Here is a 17,155-nt window from a genome sequence, read left to right as displayed (position 1 = left end):
TATAAGCGACGCGATAGTTGCGGCCCTCGCGTCCCAGCGCCTCGAGCGCCCCTGCCCGCCAGATGCAGCCCTCTTCCCACAGCGACACCGGCAGCGGTTCGCGCAGATGCGCGCAGCCGCCCTTGGCGCCGGCCCAAACGATCGGTTCGGTCAACAGCACCTCGGCACCCAGCGCGCTGGTCTTGTAGGAATTGGTCAGCAGCGTGATGTCGAGCGCCCGGTCGTCCATGCGCCGGCGCAGATTGATGCTCTGGTCGATGGTGACATCGACCGCGATCGAGGGATGCGACTGCGCGAAACGCTTCAAGACATGTGGCAGCACGCGCTCGCCATAGTCGTCCGGCGAGCCCAGCCGCACCACGCCGACAATGTCGGGAATGATGAACTTCGACACCACCTCGCGGTTGATCGACAACAGCCGGCGGGCATAGCCGAGCAGCATCTCGCCGTCCGTCGTCAGCGTCACCGAGCGCGCGTCGCGCGCGAAGACGGAGCGGCCGAGAATGTCCTCCAGCTTCTTGATCTGCATGGAGACGGCCGAAGGCGTGCGGAAGACGGCCGTAGCGGCGGTGGTGAAGCTGCCGGTCTCGGCGATCGCAACGAAGGTGCGCAGGACATCGAGATCGAGCAGCGGCAGCGGGTGATTGAGTGGGGCGTTCATCGGGATCAGCCTTCAATTTTTCTGATGTGAACGATCATTCCATTTCGTTTGATTGAACTCCAGTTTGGGAGGATAGTCAACTCCATCGAAGCAGGCTGTTGCCAAAAGCAGCCGTGAAACGACCGCGGCACAGACCTGCAAGACATGAAATGAAGCTGAAACAGACCTGACGCAACGCTTCCGCCGGCCAACTCCCGGCGCAACGCAAAGGAGAATGAAATGTCTATCCTGTCGTCCCTCGGTCGGTTTGCGACCGAATTCAGCGCGGCCCGCGCTCGCTATCAGACCGAACGCGCCATCCACGCGCTGCCGATTGAACTGCAGAAGGATATCGGCTGGCCGGAAGCCGCCGATGCCAAGACCGGCGCTCGTCTCGGTGTCGGATCCTGGGCCGGAGCGAAGTAAATCGTGTGTATCAAATCCTGAAGGCCTGCCCGGCGGACCCAGCCCGGCAGGCCTCTCTATTTTGCCCAACCGTCTGTTTTGTTTGCATTCAAATGATTTTTCAAAGCCATGCTACAGCTGCATGACGCATATGAGCCAATCGCATAACGCCGCATTTTTCGATTTAACGCCTTGTAAACAATCGTAAATCCTGGGCGCATTGCCCAAAATTGTCGCAATCGGTGTCGCTTTTCATAACAAGCGCTTCGTTTTTGCGATTTAGTTTTCGTTCGCGCAAGCCTATATCAACGCCAGCAAACGAGCTGCCCCACTCCATCACGCGAAGGCGACCCGTCTGAGCAACCGAATGGAGATGATTATGAAGCTTTTTGCCCGCCTCTTCGCCCGCCGCGAAACCAACCTGACGACCGCGCTCGAGCGCCAGCGCCTTTCGAAGACCATGCCTGGCCAGACCGGCGCCTTGGCCGCCGCGCGCCTCGGTTTCGTCGCTTGATATTGAGACTTACGCGCGGCGCCTCCCCGCCGACGCTGTGAAGTTAACCTCCCCGCCGCTTCGGCAAGACCGAAGCGGCGTTTCTTTTGCCCAGGGGCGGGTCTGCCCGCTCCGGTAGCACATCGGGCTCCATTCCCCAGGCAATTGCCCATTTGCGACCCATGTCGCAAATTTAATTGTCCCAAACCTCTCTACGCGATTGACAGGAATGGTTTTTCCTGATGTCGCTATGCTATTCGCGACATCCTGTTCGCGTCATGGCCGCGTGAGGTTTCCCGTGAATGCCGTAAAGCACCCGATCAAGAGATCGTTTGTGTTCTTCCTCGTTCCTGACTTCACCATGATCGCCTTCGCAACGGCGCTCGACCCGCTGCGGTCGGCCAACCGGATGCTCGGCTACGAGGCCTACAGCTGGCGCCTGGCCAGCATCGACGGCAAGCCGGTGCGCGCCTCGAACGGCGTCGAATGCGCCGTCAACACCTCGCTCGAGGAGGAGCGCAAGAAGATGGCCGGTCCGGACCGGCCCAACATGGCCATCGTTTGCAGCGGCGTCAATGTCGAGCGCTACCAGAACAAGTCGGCCTTCGCCTGGCTGCGCGAGGAATACAACCGCGGCGTCGCCGTCGGCGGACTGTGCACCGGCGCGCATATCCTTGCCGCCGCCGGCCTGTTGTCCAACAAGCGCTGCGCCATCCATTGGGAGAACCTGCCCGGCTTCTCGGAGGCCTTCCCGAAGGCCAATGTCTTTGCCGACCTGTTCGAGATCGACCAGAATATCTACACCTGCGCCGGCGGCACCGCGGCGCTCGACATGATGCTGAAGCTGATCGGCGACGATTTCGACGAAAGCCTCGTCAACCGGGTCTGCGAGCAGGTGCTGACCGACCGCGTGCGCAGCCCGACCGACCGCCAGCGCTTGCCGCTGCGGGCGCGCCTCGGCGTGCAGAACTCCAAGGTGCTGACCATCATCGAACTAATGGAGGCGAACCTCTCCGAGCCGCTGTCGCTGATCGAGATCGCCGACCATGTCGATCTGTCGCGCCGGCAGATCGAGCGCCTGTTCCGCACCGAGATGGGCCGTTCACCCGCCCGATACTATCTGGAGATTCGGCTCGACCGCGCCCGCCATCTCTTGATCCAGTCATCGATGCCGGTGGTCGAGGTGGCGGTCGCCTGCGGCTTCGTCTCCGCCTCGCATTTCTCCAAGTGCTACCGTGAGCTCTATGCCCGCTCGCCGCAGCAGGAACGCGTCGACCGCAAGCAGCTTCTGGCGGCCTAAGGCGAAGCGGTTACTCCACGAAGGCAAAGTCCTGCTCGCTCGTATGCAGCATGCATGCCAAGCTGCGCAATGCCTCCTCGAGCCGCTCGATCGGCGGCGCGGCAAGCGCCAGCCGCACGGCATTCGGCGCGTGTCCGGGGCCCATTGCGAAGGCGCTTGACGGCGTGATCGCGATGCCGCGACGCGCGGCGACGGCGACGCCCGCGGAACAGCAGACCGGCCAGAACGAGCACATGGAAGCGGCAGCACCGACGACCGGCGCCAAGACCCGGTCGACATCTGGAATTTAGGTTTGAACCGGCGGGCAGCCAGGCTCAGGTCACGGCCGCCTCAGTACCTTTCGCCGCAATAGCATTCGGCCGATGAGATGCGATCGTTCCAGCCGGTATTGCTGAAATCGCGGACCCTTCGATTGAGCTCGATCGACCGGCCTCGCATCCGCGTATCCGAATAGGCGACGAGGGTGCAGCCGCGGCGCACGATCACCGAAGAGACGCGGTCGTTCCAGAACTGGCCGCCACGGAAGCTCACCGAATCGTCCGCCCCCAATTCCAGCGCGCGGCCGCGAAAATACGAGTCCTCGAACATGATGCAGCCCGCCTCGCCGTAAAACTGTGCACTGGCGCTGCCGGCGCAAAATATCGATGCGGCCGCCATCAGGATTGCAACAGATTTCATGGGACGTCTCCTCGTTTGCGCATGGACGCCGTATGATCGGCACGGCGGGAACGACTTTGCATGGCCGGCACCGGACAGGCAAGCCGGGGCGTGACAACTAGCGGCTGTCGAACATCCAGCTGCGATCGCGCCACATTTTCTCGCCGACCTGACAATCCACGATCGGCTTGTCCTGGGCGAGGACCATGGGCGGATGGGCCGCCTCGTCGGCCGCCCATTGTGGCGAATCGGGGCCGGCAAGTTCCAGCACCAGCTTGCGGCGGATCGCTTCCGGGAACTGCGTCCAGTCATTGACCGGTATCATGAAGGCGCCGGGACCACCGATGACGCAGTCGCTGTAGTAGCGGTCGAGATCGTTGACGTCGTAGGCGCCGGTGAAGCCGCCGCGCGTCATCAACGGCAGCCCGTTGATGGTGATGCCCTGGCTCACAACGATGTCCCGCGCCAGGTTGACGGGCGCCCCCTGGTTGTTGGGTCCGTCGCCTGAGATGTCGATGACGCGCTTGACGCCCTGAAAGCCGCTTTCGGCGAAGAGATCGCTGCCGAATTCCAGCGCGCCGGAAATCGAGGTGCGCCTTGCGCTGTCCGGCGGGTGGGCGTTGAGCTGCTCGACCACGCGCTCGGCATCGGCGCGATTGGCGATCGCCGTCCACGGCACGATGACACGCTGCCAGTTGCTGCCCGCCCATTCGACATAGGTGACGGCGATTTTGCCATAGGCGCCTTCGGCAATGGCTTTGAGCACGAGATCATGCGTCAAGGCCGCCGCATAGCCATGGCGCTGGATCTCGAGCTCTTCGGGCGACATGGAAAGCGAGACGTCGACGGCCAGAACCAGTTCGATATCGACGGGCTCGGCGGAAGATGCCGGCGCGGTGCCAAGCGCCAACGCCAGCGCGGCGCAGCCCGGAAGGAGATGTCTTGCACTGGCAAAAGCAGACATGCCGCAACGGTAAGCGAGAATCACGGCTGGACAAAGCGAAAAGCCCGGCACGGGGCCGGGCTTCTCATGCAGTTTGAAGAAACTCAGCTGCGCGGCTTCAGGTTCTCGGGATCGTAGAGCGGCTTGTAGCCGACGCCGGCGACCTCGACCGGATAGGTCTCGCCGAAATATTCGACGTTGAGCCTGCGCCCTTCCTGGGCATAGGCCCAGGGCAGATAGGCGAGCGCGATGTTCTTGCCGATGGTCGGGCCATAGGCGACCGAAGTGGTGAAGGAGCGGCGGCCGAGCTTGTCGACCAGCGTCTCGCCGGTTGCCGGATCCAGCACCGGCATGGTGCCGACCGGATAGCGCGCGACGCCGTTCTGATCGATGTTGTCGGTCATCACCAGCGTGCACAGCATGGCCAGCTGATGTTCGCGCGCGCGGTATTCCAGGTGCTTGGCCTTGCCGCAGAAGTCGTTCTCCTTGACCTTCGGACGGGCAAGGTCGGCTTCGAGCAAATTGTACTCGGTCAACAGGTCGGCATTCTGCAGCCGCAGGCTCTTTTCCATGCGGCGCGTGTTGGCATAGGTCTCGACGCCGAACGGCATGACGCCGGTCGAGCGCAGCGCGTCCCAGACGGCCAGGCCGTCCTCGTAGCGCATGTGCAGCTCCCAGCCCTGCTCGCCGACATAGGAGATGCGGAAAGCCGTCACATCCTTGCCGCCGATCCGGATCGGCTTGATCGCGGCGAACGGGAAGTTCTCCGGGGTCAGGCCCTCGGGGTTCTCGACAACCTTCTGTAGGGTCGCCCGCGCGTTCGGTCCCCAGATGCCGATGGTGACGTACTTCTCGGTCACGTCGGTGACGGTGACATCAAAACCTTTGTCCTGCGCAGTACGCTGCATGTAACGGAAGTCGCGCGGGCCGGCGTCGGCGCCGTCGATCACCCGGCAGCGATCGGCCATGCGGATAACGGTGAAGTCGGCGCGCACCATGCCTTCCTCGTCGAGGAAGTGGGTGTAGATGCCCTTGCCGATGTTGTTGTCGCCGCCGATCTTGGCCGCGCACAGCCATTCCAGCAGCGCGACATGGTCGGGGCCTTCGACGTCATACATCGAGAAATGCGAGAGATTGACGATGCCGCAGTCTTCGCTCATGGCGAGGTGCTCGGCATTGGAGACGCGCCAGAAATGGCGGTTGTCCCATTCGTCCTCGCGCACCGGCACTCGGTTGCCGTATTTCTCCAGCAGGTGCTCGTTGGCGGCATAGCCGTGGGCGCGCTCCCAGCCGCCCAGCTCCATGAAGTAGCCGCCGAGCTCCTTCTCGCGCTCCCAGAACGGCGAGCGCCTGATGTCGCGACCCTTGGAGAATGGCTCGCGCGGGTGCACCGCCGGATTGTAGACCTTCATCGCCGTCTCGGTGCAGCGATCCCAGATGAACTGCTCCTGCGTCTGGTGCGGGTAGAAGCGCGCATAATCGATGGCGTGATGGTCGATCGAGGTGCGGCCGTCGGTCATCCAGTCGGCGATGAGCTTGCCCATGCCGGGGCCGTCCTTAACCCAGATGGCGACGGCGTACCACAGGCCCCTCACCTTCTGGCTTTCGCCCATCGACGGGCCGCCATCGGTCGTCACCTGCAGCAGGCCGTTGAAGGAGTGGCTCTCATTGTAGCCAAGCTCGCCGAGGATCGGCGTCAGCTCCATGGCGCGCTCGAGCGGCGCAAGGATCTGCTCCATGTCGAGGTCGCGCTGCGAGGGCGACAGCCGCGCCTGGTCCTTTTCCAGGAGGTCGCGCGGATGGCAGAGGCGCGGATTGGTCTCCTCGTAGTAGCCCCATTCGATCTGTCCGCCCTCGGCGGTCTTGGGGTCGCCGGTGTCGCGCATGTAGGCAGAGTTGCCCTGGTCGCGCAGCAGCGGCCAGCCGATTTCCTTGCCGGTGCCGGCGAACTCGTTGTACGGGCCGAAGAAGGTCAGCGGATGGTCGATCGGCATGACGGGCAGGTCCTCGCCGACCAGCGCCGCGGTCAAACGGCCCCAGATGCCGGTGCAGACGACCACATAGTCGGCCATGATCGTACCGCGCTCGGTCACCACGCCCTTGATGCGGCCGTTCTCGACGATCAGCGACTTGGCCGAGGTGTTGGCGAAAGACTGAAGCTTGCCTGAGGCGACGCCCTGGTCGACGAGCTTGCCGGCGACCGTCTGCGAGCGCGGGATGACGAGGCCGGCATCCGGATCCCACAAGCCGCCCTGCACCATACTCTCTTCGATCAGCGGGAACTTTTCCTTGATCTCGGCTGGCTCGATCAGGCGCGCCCGGGTGCCGAAGGATTTGGCCGAAGCGATCTTGCGCTTGATCTCCGCCATGCGGCTGTCGTCGCCGACGCGGGCGACTTCGAGGCCGCCTATGCGGGCGTAGTGGCCCATCTTCTCGTAGAAATCGATCGAATAGAGCGTCGTCCAGCACGACAGGAAGTCGTGACTGGTGGTGTAGCAGAAGTCGGACGCGTGCGCCGTCGAGCCGATATCGGTCGGGATGCCGGATTTGTCGATGCCGACAATATCGTCCCATCCGCGCTCGATCAGGTGATGGGCGACCGAAGCGCCCACGATCCCGCCCAGCCCGACGATGACGACCTTCGCCTTTTCCGGAAACCCTGCCATTGCCCGTGACTCCAAAGTGGTAAAGCGGGCGCGTCGGCGCCCGTTCGAATGGGGCACAATATGCAGAGGACGATGATCGGGCTACCGCCTGTTTGCGACACGCCGCAAGGTGCGGCGCGACCCGGCACACATGCTCGTTGTCAAAGCCCATTTCGGTCAGGCGAAAGCCCAGATGTCCTCGGCCTGGAAGCCGACCTGGTAGCCGGCGGTCTTCAGCTTGACCACGACCTGGCCGATCTCGGCCGCCGGCAGCGCGCCGACTTCGATCTTGATCATGCCGGGGCGGTAGCGCTTGAGGTCGAGTTGGTCGAACACAATCCAGTCCGCGCCCTCGCAGTCGACGAGGAAGGCATCGATATGGGTGATGTCGTTGCGGTCGAGCAGCGTCTGCAGCGTCTCCGAGGCCACCTCGATGTCCTTCAGATAGGGCGCGAACTTGTTGAAGTTGGAGTCCTCCTCGCCCCAGGCGTTCTTGCCCGACATCAGATTGGTGTCGGTGACGGAGGAACAGCCGATAAACTCGATCGGCAGCGTGCCGGCCTCGAGTGCCGCGGCGTCAAACGTATGAACTGTGATCGAGCCCTTGGTCCGGGTCACAGCTACCGGCTCGATGATGAAGCGCTCCGTATCGGGATAGTTGGCGCGCAGCCGTTTCTGATTGTAGGGAACCGGCTCGACCAGAACGGCACGCGCCCGCGCAATGCGGTGCAGCCACGGCGTGACATCGTCGAACAGGGCGCCATCGCAGGCGCCGACATTGACCATCTGGAACGGCCTGCCACCGAAGCGCGCCCTCAGCGCCGCCTTGGCGAGGAATTTCGTGCCGCGCAGCGCCGGCCCGCGATCGAGCAGCCCGGCGGGCAGGCCGAACGACAGCGCAAGGCGCGCCAGGCTGGAAATGGAACTCATAGCGTGTCTCCGGGCTTGTCTCCGGCAATGACGTGCGCCGCGACATGGCGCTGACCGGCCGCAGCCCACAGCGCCATCAGCGGGCCGGCAAGCAGCAGGAATGGCGCCAGGAGATTGGGGAAATAGATGCGCGTGTCGTGGATCGGGAACACCGTGAACTTCGCCAGCACGCCGAGCACCAGAGCCGCAAGCAGGATGCCGGCGCGGCGGTCGAGCCGGAAGCCGGCGCGGCCAAGCGCAAACCAGCCGGCCAGTGCCAGTACCGAGACGCCAACCCAGCTGTTCATGGTGACGGCGCGCAGCAGCGAGACGGCAAACGCCCTGAGGTAGGCCGCGAGCGAGAAAGGCGGCTCGAAGCCGTCCATATTGTAATGCTGCTCGATGGTGGAGAACCACAGATGCGGCCACCAGCCTGGGTGCTGGGCCCAGTGCGAGATGGCGAAATAGGCAATGAACGAGGCGGCAAAGCCCGCCAGCGCGCCCCATGCCTTCTGCCGGTACGCGATGAGCAGCATGGCGAAGATGGCCAGGAAGACGATGTTGTCCGGCCGCGCCATGAAGGCGAGGAACAGCAGGATCGCGGTCGCCGCCTCGCGTCTGCGCACATAGGCGAACAGGCCGCCGAGGAACAGCGCCGCGCAAAGGAGGTCTGGCGTCGAGGCGCGCGCCGCATCGCCGAAATCGGCCATGATCAGCCCCGCACCGACTATCGGAGCCAGAGCCAGCGCGCCTTCCGAACGCAGCCAGATGAGCGTAATGACGCCGAACAGCAGCACCGAGACCACCGACACCAGCCGCATCGCCTCGACCGGCGACACGACATGGCTGAGGCCGGACAGGATCTCGGCATAGAGGAACTTGATCCGGTACATGCCGAGCAGCGAATGGAAGTCTGCGGCATTCTCCGCCATGTGGCTGCGGAAGCCGCCGCCATCGTCAGTCAGCGTCTTGTAGTCGGCGGCCGAGACGCCCGCCTTGACCGTGCTGTAGGCATAGTCGTGCAGGGCCTGCGGATCGGGATAGGTGCCTTCCTCGGCGACCGCCAGATAGGGCAGCATATCCCAATTGGCGTCGGGCATGATCCAGGCCGTCGCCGCCGTCAGCAGGATATAGAGCGCCAAGGCAATCGCGCCAATCGGTGCGGCGAACCGCGCATAGGTCCCCTCACCCCACGCCAGGCCGGCGCCGGTCAGTCGGTCGAGCGGATTGGTCGGGACAGTCGGCGGCCTGGTCAGCATCGTCCCGCTCAGCGAAGGCTTTTGACGAAATCCTTCACGATCGCCACGATGCCGCGCGACAGCAGGCTGTCGAAGGCATCGACGAAGCGGTCGACATGCTCGCGCTGGCAGATCAGCGGCGGCTCGAGCCGGATGACGTTGCGGTTGTATTCGGTGAAGGCGACGAGGACGTCATAGTCGCGCAGCAGCAGCGCGCCGACGAAGCCGGACAGCGAGCCCTTCAGCTTGTCGTCGAGCACGCTGACCACCGGCCGCAGCACCATAGGCAGGGTCTGCGAGAAATCGTGGAACTCGAGCCCGATCATGAAACCCTTGCCGCGCACGACCTTGATGATCTTCGGATATTTTTCCTTGAGCGCCTGCAAGCGCTGCAGAAGGTAATCGCCGGTCGCGGCCGCATTGTCGATCAGGCCTTCTTCGTAGAGCACGTTCAGCCCCTCGATCGCGGTGACGCAGGCCTCGCCCATGCCGCCGAACGTGGCCATGGCATGGATCATCGCCGTCTTCGGCGTGCCATAGGCCTTCATGTAGACATCGCGCCTGGCGATCATGGCGCCGACCGCCGCCTTGCCGGCGCCCAGCGATTTCGCCAGCGCCGTCACGTCCGGCACGACACCGTAATGCTCGAAGGCGTAGAAGCGGCCGGAACGGCCATAGCCACACTGCACCTCGTCGGCGACCCACAGCACGCCATGCCGGTCGCACAAGGCGCGCAGCTTCTGCCAGTATTCGGCGGGCGCCTGGATGATGCCGCCGCCGCCCTGGATGGTTTCGAGCACGATGACGCTGATCTCGGGATCGGTCCTGAACAGGCGCTCCACCGCATCGATGTCGGCGAAGGGCACCCGCACGACATTGTCCGCCACCTTGAAGTCAGCGCGGTAGAGTTGGCCGTCGGTGATCGCCAGCACGCCCTTGGTCTTGCCATGAAAGGAATTCTCGGCATAGACGACCTTCGGCCGCTTCGGGCCGGCGGCGCGCTCGGCAAGCTTAACCGCAGCTTCCATGGCTTCCGAGCCGGACGAGCCGAGGAAAACCATGTCGAGGTCGCCGGGCGAGCACTTGGCGATGTTGTGCGCAAGGGCCGCGGCATATTGCGACATGAAGGCGATGGCGATTTCCTGCCGCTTTTCCTCCTGAAATGTCTTCCGCGCCTCCAGGATGCGCGGGTGGTTGTGGCCGAAGGCCAGCGAACCGAAGCCGCCGAAGAAATCGAGTATCTTGCGGCCGTTCTGGTCGATGTAGAACATGCCCTCGGCGCGCTCGATCTTCACCTTGTGGAAGCCGAGCAGCTTCATGAAATGCAACTGGCCCGGATTGAGATGCGCCTTGAACAGGTCGGTGATGCGGGCGACATCCATCGCCTTGGCCTGCTCGACGCTGATCAGGTCGGGCTTGGCGATGGTGGCGGGCGACAGCGCCGGCGCATCGACAAGCGTGCGCGCGCCCGTTTGTTCCGGCTTGGCCATGACGGTCATCTCGAGAATCTCCTATTGGCCTTGGTCGCCTTACTCGGCGGGCACATGTTCGGTGGCGACGGCATGGCCGTCCTTCTTGGCGCGGTACTCGCTGTAGGCGGCGATCAGCATGTCCTCGTCGCGATATTGCGGCACCCAGCCGAGCTGGCGCTCGGCCTTGGACACGTCGAGAACGCACTCTTCGTCGGCGATCAGATATTGCTCGGGGTCCATGATCGGCATGTTCATGAGGTCGAGCAGGTCGAGCGTGCGCTTGACCGCCCAGCCCGGTGTCGGGATCAGGATCGATTTCGAGCCGGCATGCCGGATCAGGTCGCCAAGCAGCTTCTTCACCGGCGGCGGGTTGAGGGAGCCGAGATTATAGGCCTCGTTCGGCACGCCGGCCTTCCAGGCGGCGCGGGCAGCTTCCGCGCAGTCGAAAACAGAGATGAACTGGTAGGGATTCTTGCCCGAGCCGATCATCGGCACGGGAAGATTCCAGTCGATCAGCTTGAACAGTTTTTCCAGGATGCCGAGGCGGCCGGGGCCGATGATCAGGCGCGGCCTGAACAACGAGATCGACATGCCGCGCTTGCGCCAATCGGCAGCCAGCTCCTCGGTCTTCAGCTTCGACAGGCCGTACTCGCCGAGCGGCGCGACCGGGTGTTCCTCGGTCATGGGCAGTGTCACCGTATGGCCGTAGATCATGTCGGTCGTGTAGTGGACGAGCTTCGAGGCGCCGGCCTTGTCCATCACCTTGATGATGTGCTCGGTGCCGTGGAAGTTCACCGGGAAGAAGAAGTCGTGCCGCTTGGCGCGCACCTGTATCGGCGACAGCATCTTCGCCGACAGGTTGTAGACCATGTCGTCCGCCCGGACACCGACGCATGACACCGAAGCCGGTTCCGTCACGTCGCACTTGATGTAGCGGACGGACCGGTAGTGCGGCAGGTCACTCTTGACGATGTCGGCGACAACGACCTCTTCGCCATCGGCCGCGAGCTTCGGGGCAAGGTGGCGACCGACGAAACCGTCGCCTCCGAAAATGACATGTCTCATCGAACGATCTCGCTTGTGCCGATCTTGTCTTGGGTGATGGATGCGGTCTGGTCCTCATCTCCGCGTCCGCTCTGCGCTATCAGCACCGTGCCGACGCAGATGCAGGCGATGCCGGCAACGCGCCAGCCGTTGAGGTCCTCGCGGAAAACGAAGTAGGCAAACACTGCCACCGCGACATAGGCGAGGCTGAGAAACGGATAGGCGAAGCTGAGCTCGACCTTCGACAGCACGTAGAGATGCGAGGCCATCGAGATGACGAAGGTGCAGAGCCCCAGGAACACCCAGGGACTGAAGACGATCTGCAGCAGCTTCAGCAGCGGATTGGTGCCCTCGAACGAAATCGGCCCGAGCGACATCATGCCTTGCTTCAGCATCAGCTGCGCCGCGGCATTGGTCATGACCGTAAAAAGGATGAAGACGATGTATTTCATGTTGCCACCTGCCCCGCAGCGGTCCTACTACAAACCTGCAAACATTTCGTGAAATCACGTGCTGCTTTAAGTAAATCCCGGCACAATGTTTTATTTGCCAAGATTTATTCGAATTCTACCTATTCCGCCGCCTCTGCCATCCCTCGCCGTTCATCCAGTTTCTTCGCTGTGCGCGCCCAGAAGTCGGACATGAAGGCGGGGTCGCGCAACGCCTCCAGCCGCCGCCAGTCCGGGAAGGATGCCGCGAAGGTCTCGGCGCCCATGCGCGCGTCCTTGTAGGGGTTGACCGCGCCGCCCGCCTCGACCGTGATGCGGTCGAGTTCGGAAAGCAGCTCGAGCGTCCTCTCGCCCCGGTTGGGGAAGTCGAGCGTCAGCGTGTAACCAGGCCTCGGAAAAGACAGCAGCGCCGGCGAGCGGACCTTGCCGAAGCGCTTCAGCACGGTGAGGAAGGACCCCTGCCCAGCGCGCCGTGCCGCCTCCAGCAGCGCCGGCACGGCAAGCCGCGCGGCCTCCTCCGGCACCACGCACTGGTGCTGGAAGAGGCCTTTCGGCCCGTAGAGCCGGTTCCAGTCGCCAACACCGTCAAGCGGAAAGAAGAAGCCCTGGTAGCCAACCTGACGCGGCGCCGGCGATCGCCCTTTCTTCCACCGGTAAGCGGCGTTGAAGGCGGTGAGGAACGGCCGGTTGAGCACATTGAAAGGCGGCTGCAGCGGCACCGAAAGGCGGGCGTTTGCGCGGGACGCTGTGTGCGAGCCATGCTCGGCATGGTTGCCGGCGAACAGCAGGCCGCGCCCGCGGCCGTGACCGCCGGCGAGCTGGTCAATCCAGGCGACGGCATATTCATTGGCCTGGTCGGCCGCCTCGGCAAGCTCGAAGAATTGGCCGAGATCGCCAAATGGTGTCACCGTCTCGACGACGTCGAGCGAAGGCACCCGCATCAGCCGGATCGAGGCCGACAGGATCAGCCCGGTCAGCCCCATGCCGCCAATGGTTGCCCGGAACAGTCTAGCATTGTCCGTGTCGGAGCAGCGGCAGGTATTGCCGTCCGAGCGCAGCAGTGTCAGCGACTCGACATGGCAGCCGAACGTGCCGCGCCGATGATGGTTCTTGCCGTGGATGTCGTTGGCGATCGCCCCGCCAAGCGTCACGAATTGCGTGCCGGGAACCACCGCCGGGAAGAAGCCGTAGGGAGCGGCATGGGAGATGATATCGCGCAAGAGCACGCCGGCATCCGCTTCCAACACACCCGTCCCGGCATTGAAGGCGCGGACGCGGTTGAGCGGCCGCATGTCGACCACCGAGCCGGCCTGATTCTGGCATGTGTCGCCATAGGAACGGCCATTGCCATAACCAAGCAGCGAACCCGGCTTGGCAGCGCCGCTCTTCAGCAGCGCGACGGCATGGTCGGCCGGGATGGCATGGCGTGCCGGAGGCGTCGCCAGCCCAAAACTGCCGAAACGTTCGCCGCCCCTGATCAACCGCCCCAGGCTCCAGCCACCAGAAGGGCGGCGCCGATGGCGACAACGATCTGGCTGCGCCAGTCGCGGATGATGAAGACGACAGGATCGTCGTGCATCTCGTCGCGGCGGGCGAGGATCCAGACGCGCATCGTGAGGTAGAGCACGATCGGCGCCAGCGGCCACATCACCCATGGATGCGAATAGAGCTCGCGCACCGCGACGCTGTCCATGTAGAGCGCGAGCACCAGGGCCGAGGAGAAGGCGGAGGCCATGCCGGCCTGGGCCACGATCTCCTGGTCTTCGGTGCGGTAGCCGCGGCCGGCGATGCGCTCGCCGGCAGGAATGGCAGTGGTGCGCAATTCGACGAAGCGCTTCACCAGCGCCAGCGACAGGAAGAAGAAGATCGAGAAGGCGAGCAGCCAGAAGGAGACGTCGACGCCCGTCGCCGCGGCACCTGCCAGCACCCGGATCGTATAGAGCCCGGCCAGCGTCAGCACATCGACCAGGAGCATGCGCTTGAACGACAGCGAATAGGCTGTGGTGACAACCATGTAGCCGCCCAGCACGCCGAGGAATTCGATCGGCAGCAAAAGCCCGGCGGCGATGCCGACGGCGATCAGCGCCATCATCGCGCCGAAGCCGAAGGGGATAGTGAGCGCGCCGGTGGCGAAGGGGCGATAGCGCTTGGTCGGGTGTTTGCGGTCGAGCGCGAGGTCGAAGAAGTCGTTGAGGATGTAGATGGCGGAAGCCACGGCGCTGAAGGAGATGAACGCCAGCACGCATTCCCAGATCATGTCGATGTTGAAGTACTCGTGCGACAGCACCATCGGCACCGCGATCAGCGCATTCTTCAGCCATTGATGCACGCGCAGCATCTTGACGAATGTCTTCAATGTCGGCTTCGGCACCGCAACCGTTTCGGCGCCATGCCCGGCCTGCCAGCGCGCGGCATGGCGGTCGGGCGCCACCACGATCGCGCTGCGCGCTGCGTCGAAAACCTGGAGATCGTGCCGGCTGTTGCCCGCATAGTCGAAGCCGCCGTCGCCATAGGCGGCGACCAGCGAGTCGCGTTTCCTGCCTGAGGTCATGTTATGCGGACCATCGGTCGCCAGCACGCGGTCGAAAATGCCCAGATGCGAGGCGATCGCCTCGGCGAACTTGCGCGGCGTGCCGGTCGCCAGCACGATCTCGCGACCTTCCCGATGCTCGGTGCGGAGCAGATCGAGCAGCGCCTCGCGGTAAGGCAGCGAAGCCGGATCGATATCGATGCGGGCAGCGATCTCCTGCTTGAGTCTGGCCGGCCCGCCGGCCAGCCAGAACGGCACCAGGAAGACATAGAGCGGATTCTTCTTGAGAAGGATGAACAAGCCTTCCCAAAGGAGGTCGGTCGCAATCAGCGTGCCGTCGAGATCGACCGCAAGCGGAATTGCGTTCCTGTCCGACCGCGCGTCCATGATTCCCTGCCCTGCCTGATTCCTTCGCGCCCTGTTCGGCGGCTTCGGGTCGGATATAGCGGGAGATGACGCAGCGAACGTTAAAACGTCAGGTTGCGGCCAGGCTGTGCGGTGGTATTTCCCCGGTCAGTGTTAAACAACCGCTACCGGAAACAATAAAAGGCCGGGCAGTTTGCCCGGCCTTCGCGAGAGATGCTGCCCGGTTTTACTTGATGCGGGCGACGCCACCCGAAATCTCGACCGTTTCCGAGCCGGTCAGGGCTTCGAGGTCACCATTCGGCAAGGTGACGAAACAGCCATTCGGGCAGAATTCCACGGTTTCGCCGGCGGCCAGCGCCAGCTCCGTCTTGCCGCCGCCCTCGGTCACGATCAGCGTCCGGGTCTCGGCGTCCTTGTTGACCGCGCTGGCGGCGAAAGCCGACCCGCCCACGGCTAGAAAAGCGATGGCGGCGACGACAGACTTCCACATTTGCAATACCGGTGTTTCCACACCGCCTTCTTGTTGCATTTGCAAGGCATTCTCGCCCTTTGCATGCGAGCTTATATGAGATCGAAGCTGAACCGCAACTGAATGCCGCATTCATGCCGCAATTGGCTTTTGCCGGACACAGGCACGATTCCGTGGTGTGCCGCCTCAGTCCGGATCAGGTTTGCTGCCCTTGCGCCTGGACTTTGCCAGGCGCGCCTTTTCAACCGCGGCTTCGGCTTCCGCTTGCTCCTTCTCGGCGAAGTCGGCCTCCATCTTGTCGTCGTCGATCGGCCACGCCTCGGGCTTTGTCGTCTCAACCACGGCGCGTGGCGTCGAGGGTATCTCGATATGCTCGCTGTTGAACTCATCGAAGATGGCAAAGCGGATGTCGTTCTGCACGATGTTGCCGTTCAGGATGTCGGCGAGGAACACGCGGATCTCGAATTCGAGCGCGGCGGCGCCGAAATTGGCGAACAGTACGAACGGCTCGGGGTTCTTCAGCACCAGCGGATGGCTGCGCGCGATTTCGAGCAAAAGCGCATGCACCCGCTTGACGTCGCTGCCATAGGCGACGCCGACCTTGATGTCGACGCGGCCGAGCTTGTTGCGGTGCGTCCAGTTGCCGACCGCATTGTTGATCAGGGTCGAGTTGGGCAGGATCACCGACTGCCGCTGGAAGGTCTCGATCTCGGTGGCGCGCACGCTGATCTTCTTGACCGTTCCGGTGGTGTCGCCGGCGACGATCCAGTCGCCGACCTTGAACGGACGCTCGGCAAGCAGGATCAGGCCGGAGACGAAGTTCGACACCACATTTTGCAGGCCGAAGCCGATACCGAGCGACAGGGCGCCGGCAACGAGCGCCAGGTTTGACAGGTCGATGCCGGCCGCCGAGACGCCGACGAGGCCGGCAATGGCGACGCCGGCATAGCCGACCGCCAGCCGGATCGAGTTGCGCACGCCGGCGTCGACCCTGCCGCGCGCCATCACCGAGCCGTCGAGCCAGCCCTGGAACCAGCGCGTCAGGAAATAGCCGATGACGAAGACCACGATGCCGCTGAGGATGCCGGTGAACGAGATCGTCACCGAGCCGATGGTGACGCCCGTCGCCAGTTTGTATGCCCACGCTTGGATGTCGCCGGGCTGGAAACCCCACATCAGGAGGATCAGCGGCAGGAACACCAGCACGATCATCAGGTTGATGGCGATGCTTACGACCAGGCCGAGCTGGTCGAGCGCGGTTTCATCATAGCTTGAATTGGCGGTCAGCCAGCGCCCAGCCGACGTGTCGGCGAAGCCGCCCTCTTCGCCGATCGCCCGTGCCGACAGGAAGCCGATATAGGCGGTGACAAGGACGGTGCCGGTGACCACCACCTGCAGCGAGACGAACAGCGCAAGGCCGATATAGCCGAGCAGCGCCGCCGCGATGGTGAACAGGCCGAGCGCGACGGCGGTGACGCGAAGCCAGGCCGGCCACGGGCGCCATGTTCCATCCCGCGCCCGGAACGGCTTCAGCAGCGCCATCAGGATCAGGATGACGCCGACGATGATGGTAGCGACAAAGCTGCGCGCGATGG

16 protein-coding genes and 1 pseudogene are annotated in these 17,155 nt (G+C 63.6%); 3 read left to right on the top strand and 14 right to left on the bottom strand.

Annotated elements, in window-relative coordinates:
- On the bottom strand, positions 1-661 hold a 661-nt coding region (locus EN742_RS06265), incomplete at its 3' end, for a LysR family transcriptional regulator (RefSeq protein WP_128332550.1).
- Positions 662-880: 219 nt separating this feature from the next.
- Here EN742_RS06265 and EN742_RS06260 point away from each other — a divergent pair.
- The 3 genes from EN742_RS06260 (at position 881) to EN742_RS06250 (ending at position 2,838) form a co-directional block, all read left to right on the top strand.
- Positions 881-1,066: a hypothetical protein gene (locus EN742_RS06260; RefSeq protein WP_126054087.1), complete on the top strand. Its 186-nt coding sequence runs from the start codon at positions 881-883 to the stop codon at positions 1,064-1,066.
- A gap of 358 nt (positions 1,067-1,424) precedes the next feature.
- Positions 1,425-1,559 carry a hypothetical protein gene (locus EN742_RS39980; RefSeq protein ID WP_126054086.1) on the top strand — a complete coding sequence of 45 codons (135 nt, stop codon included), beginning with the start codon at positions 1,425-1,427 and terminating at the stop codon, positions 1,557-1,559.
- 340 nt (positions 1,560-1,899) lie between these two features.
- A complete protein-coding gene (locus EN742_RS06250) occupies positions 1,900-2,838 on the top strand; it encodes a GlxA family transcriptional regulator (RefSeq protein WP_348627266.1) in 939 nt (312 codons plus the stop codon).
- A gap of 10 nt (positions 2,839-2,848) precedes the next feature.
- On the opposite strand, the pseudogene EN742_RS06245 reads toward EN742_RS06250, so the two are convergent.
- The 13 genes and pseudogenes from EN742_RS06245 to EN742_RS06185 form a co-directional block, all read right to left on the bottom strand.
- Positions 2,849-3,037 (bottom strand): annotated as a pseudogene (locus tag EN742_RS06245) (PLP-dependent aminotransferase family protein); the annotation flags it as partial.
- A 131-nt stretch (positions 3,038-3,168) separates the two neighbouring features.
- Positions 3,169-3,516, bottom strand: coding sequence for a peptidase inhibitor family I36 protein (locus tag EN742_RS06240; protein WP_126054084.1), 348 nt, complete (start codon positions 3,514-3,516; stop codon positions 3,169-3,171).
- A gap of 97 nt (positions 3,517-3,613) precedes the next feature.
- A complete protein-coding gene (locus EN742_RS06235) occupies positions 3,614-4,459 on the bottom strand; it encodes a DUF1194 domain-containing protein (RefSeq protein WP_126054083.1) in 846 nt (281 codons plus the stop codon).
- 83 nt (positions 4,460-4,542) lie between these two features.
- Complete coding sequence (locus tag EN742_RS06230; protein WP_126054082.1) at positions 4,543-7,104, bottom strand: FAD-dependent oxidoreductase; 2,562 nt, start codon at positions 7,102-7,104, stop codon at positions 4,543-4,545.
- 156 nt (positions 7,105-7,260) lie between these two features.
- Positions 7,261-8,013, bottom strand: a complete 753-nt coding sequence (locus EN742_RS06225) for an FkbM family methyltransferase (RefSeq protein ID WP_126054081.1) — start codon at positions 8,011-8,013, stop codon at positions 7,261-7,263.
- Positions 8,010-9,251 carry a hypothetical protein gene (locus tag EN742_RS06220; RefSeq protein ID WP_126054080.1) on the bottom strand — a complete coding sequence of 414 codons (1,242 nt, stop codon included), beginning with the start codon at positions 9,249-9,251 and terminating at the stop codon, positions 8,010-8,012. The genes EN742_RS06225 and EN742_RS06220 overlap by 4 nt, the downstream gene beginning before the upstream one ends.
- Positions 9,252-9,259: 8 nt before the next feature.
- Positions 9,260-10,720 carry an aspartate aminotransferase family protein gene (locus EN742_RS06215; protein ID WP_189347724.1) on the bottom strand — a complete coding sequence of 487 codons (1,461 nt, stop codon included), beginning with the start codon at positions 10,718-10,720 and terminating at the stop codon, positions 9,260-9,262.
- 39 nt (positions 10,721-10,759) lie between these two features.
- Positions 10,760-11,767, bottom strand: coding sequence for an NAD(P)-dependent oxidoreductase (locus EN742_RS06210; RefSeq protein WP_126054078.1), 1,008 nt, complete (start codon positions 11,765-11,767; stop codon positions 10,760-10,762).
- A complete protein-coding gene (locus EN742_RS06205; protein WP_126054077.1) occupies positions 11,764-12,198 on the bottom strand; it encodes an EamA family transporter in 435 nt (144 codons plus the stop codon). The genes EN742_RS06210 and EN742_RS06205 overlap by 4 nt, the downstream gene beginning before the upstream one ends.
- A 119-nt stretch (positions 12,199-12,317) precedes the next feature.
- On the bottom strand, positions 12,318-13,676 hold the full coding sequence (locus tag EN742_RS06200; RefSeq protein ID WP_245455448.1) for an FAD-binding oxidoreductase: 1,359 nt from the start codon (positions 13,674-13,676) through the stop codon (positions 12,318-12,320).
- The gene (locus EN742_RS06195) at positions 13,673-15,112 is read right to left on the bottom strand and encodes a UbiA family prenyltransferase (protein ID WP_128332549.1); all 1,440 of its coding nucleotides are present in this window, start codon (positions 15,110-15,112) and stop codon (positions 13,673-13,675) included. The genes EN742_RS06200 and EN742_RS06195 overlap by 4 nt, the downstream gene beginning before the upstream one ends.
- Before the next feature lie 205 nt (positions 15,113-15,317).
- Positions 15,318-15,581 (bottom strand): hypothetical protein, encoded by a 264-nt coding sequence (locus EN742_RS06190; protein ID WP_006335571.1) that lies wholly within the window; start codon positions 15,579-15,581, stop codon positions 15,318-15,320.
- Positions 15,582-15,746: 165 nt separating this feature from the next.
- Positions 15,747-17,155: mechanosensitive ion channel domain-containing protein (locus EN742_RS06185; protein WP_148670038.1), on the bottom strand; the 1,409-nt coding region annotated here is incomplete at its 5' end.

The organism is Mesorhizobium sp. M4A.F.Ca.ET.020.02.1.1 (assembly GCF_004022645.1).
In the GTDB taxonomy this organism is placed as follows: Bacteria; Pseudomonadota; Alphaproteobacteria; order Rhizobiales; family Rhizobiaceae; genus Mesorhizobium.
This window is presented reverse-complemented; position numbering and strand designations above follow the sequence as displayed.

Coding starts and splice junctions, on each gene's coding strand:
- EN742_RS06215 (WP_189347724.1), bottom strand. CDS start 10,720: ATGGCCAAGCCGGAACAAACGGGCGCGCGCACGCTTGTCGATGCGCCG.
- EN742_RS06230 (WP_126054082.1), bottom strand. CDS start 7,104: ATGGCAGGGTTTCCGGAAAAGGCGAAGGTCGTCATCGTCGGGCTGGGC.
- EN742_RS06260 (WP_126054087.1), top strand. CDS start 881: ATGTCTATCCTGTCGTCCCTCGGTCGGTTTGCGACCGAATTCAGCGCG.
- EN742_RS06240 (WP_126054084.1), bottom strand. CDS start 3,516: ATGAAATCTGTTGCAATCCTGATGGCGGCCGCATCGATATTTTGCGCC.
- EN742_RS06205 (WP_126054077.1), bottom strand. CDS start 12,198: ATGAAATACATCGTCTTCATCCTTTTTACGGTCATGACCAATGCCGCG.
- EN742_RS06195 (WP_128332549.1), bottom strand. CDS start 15,112: ATGGACGCGCGGTCGGACAGGAACGCAATTCCGCTTGCGGTCGATCTC.
- EN742_RS06225 (WP_126054081.1), bottom strand. CDS start 8,013: ATGAGTTCCATTTCCAGCCTGGCGCGCCTTGCGCTGTCGTTCGGCCTG.
- EN742_RS06210 (WP_126054078.1), bottom strand. CDS start 11,767: ATGAGACATGTCATTTTCGGAGGCGACGGTTTCGTCGGTCGCCACCTT.
- EN742_RS06235 (WP_126054083.1), bottom strand. CDS start 4,459: ATGTCTGCTTTTGCCAGTGCAAGACATCTCCTTCCGGGCTGCGCCGCG.
- EN742_RS06220 (WP_126054080.1), bottom strand. CDS start 9,251: ATGCTGACCAGGCCGCCGACTGTCCCGACCAATCCGCTCGACCGACTG.
- EN742_RS39980 (WP_126054086.1), top strand. CDS start 1,425: ATGAAGCTTTTTGCCCGCCTCTTCGCCCGCCGCGAAACCAACCTGACG.
- EN742_RS06250 (WP_348627266.1), top strand. CDS start 1,900: ATGATCGCCTTCGCAACGGCGCTCGACCCGCTGCGGTCGGCCAACCGG.
- EN742_RS06190 (WP_006335571.1), bottom strand. CDS start 15,581: ATGTGGAAGTCTGTCGTCGCCGCCATCGCTTTTCTAGCCGTGGGCGGG.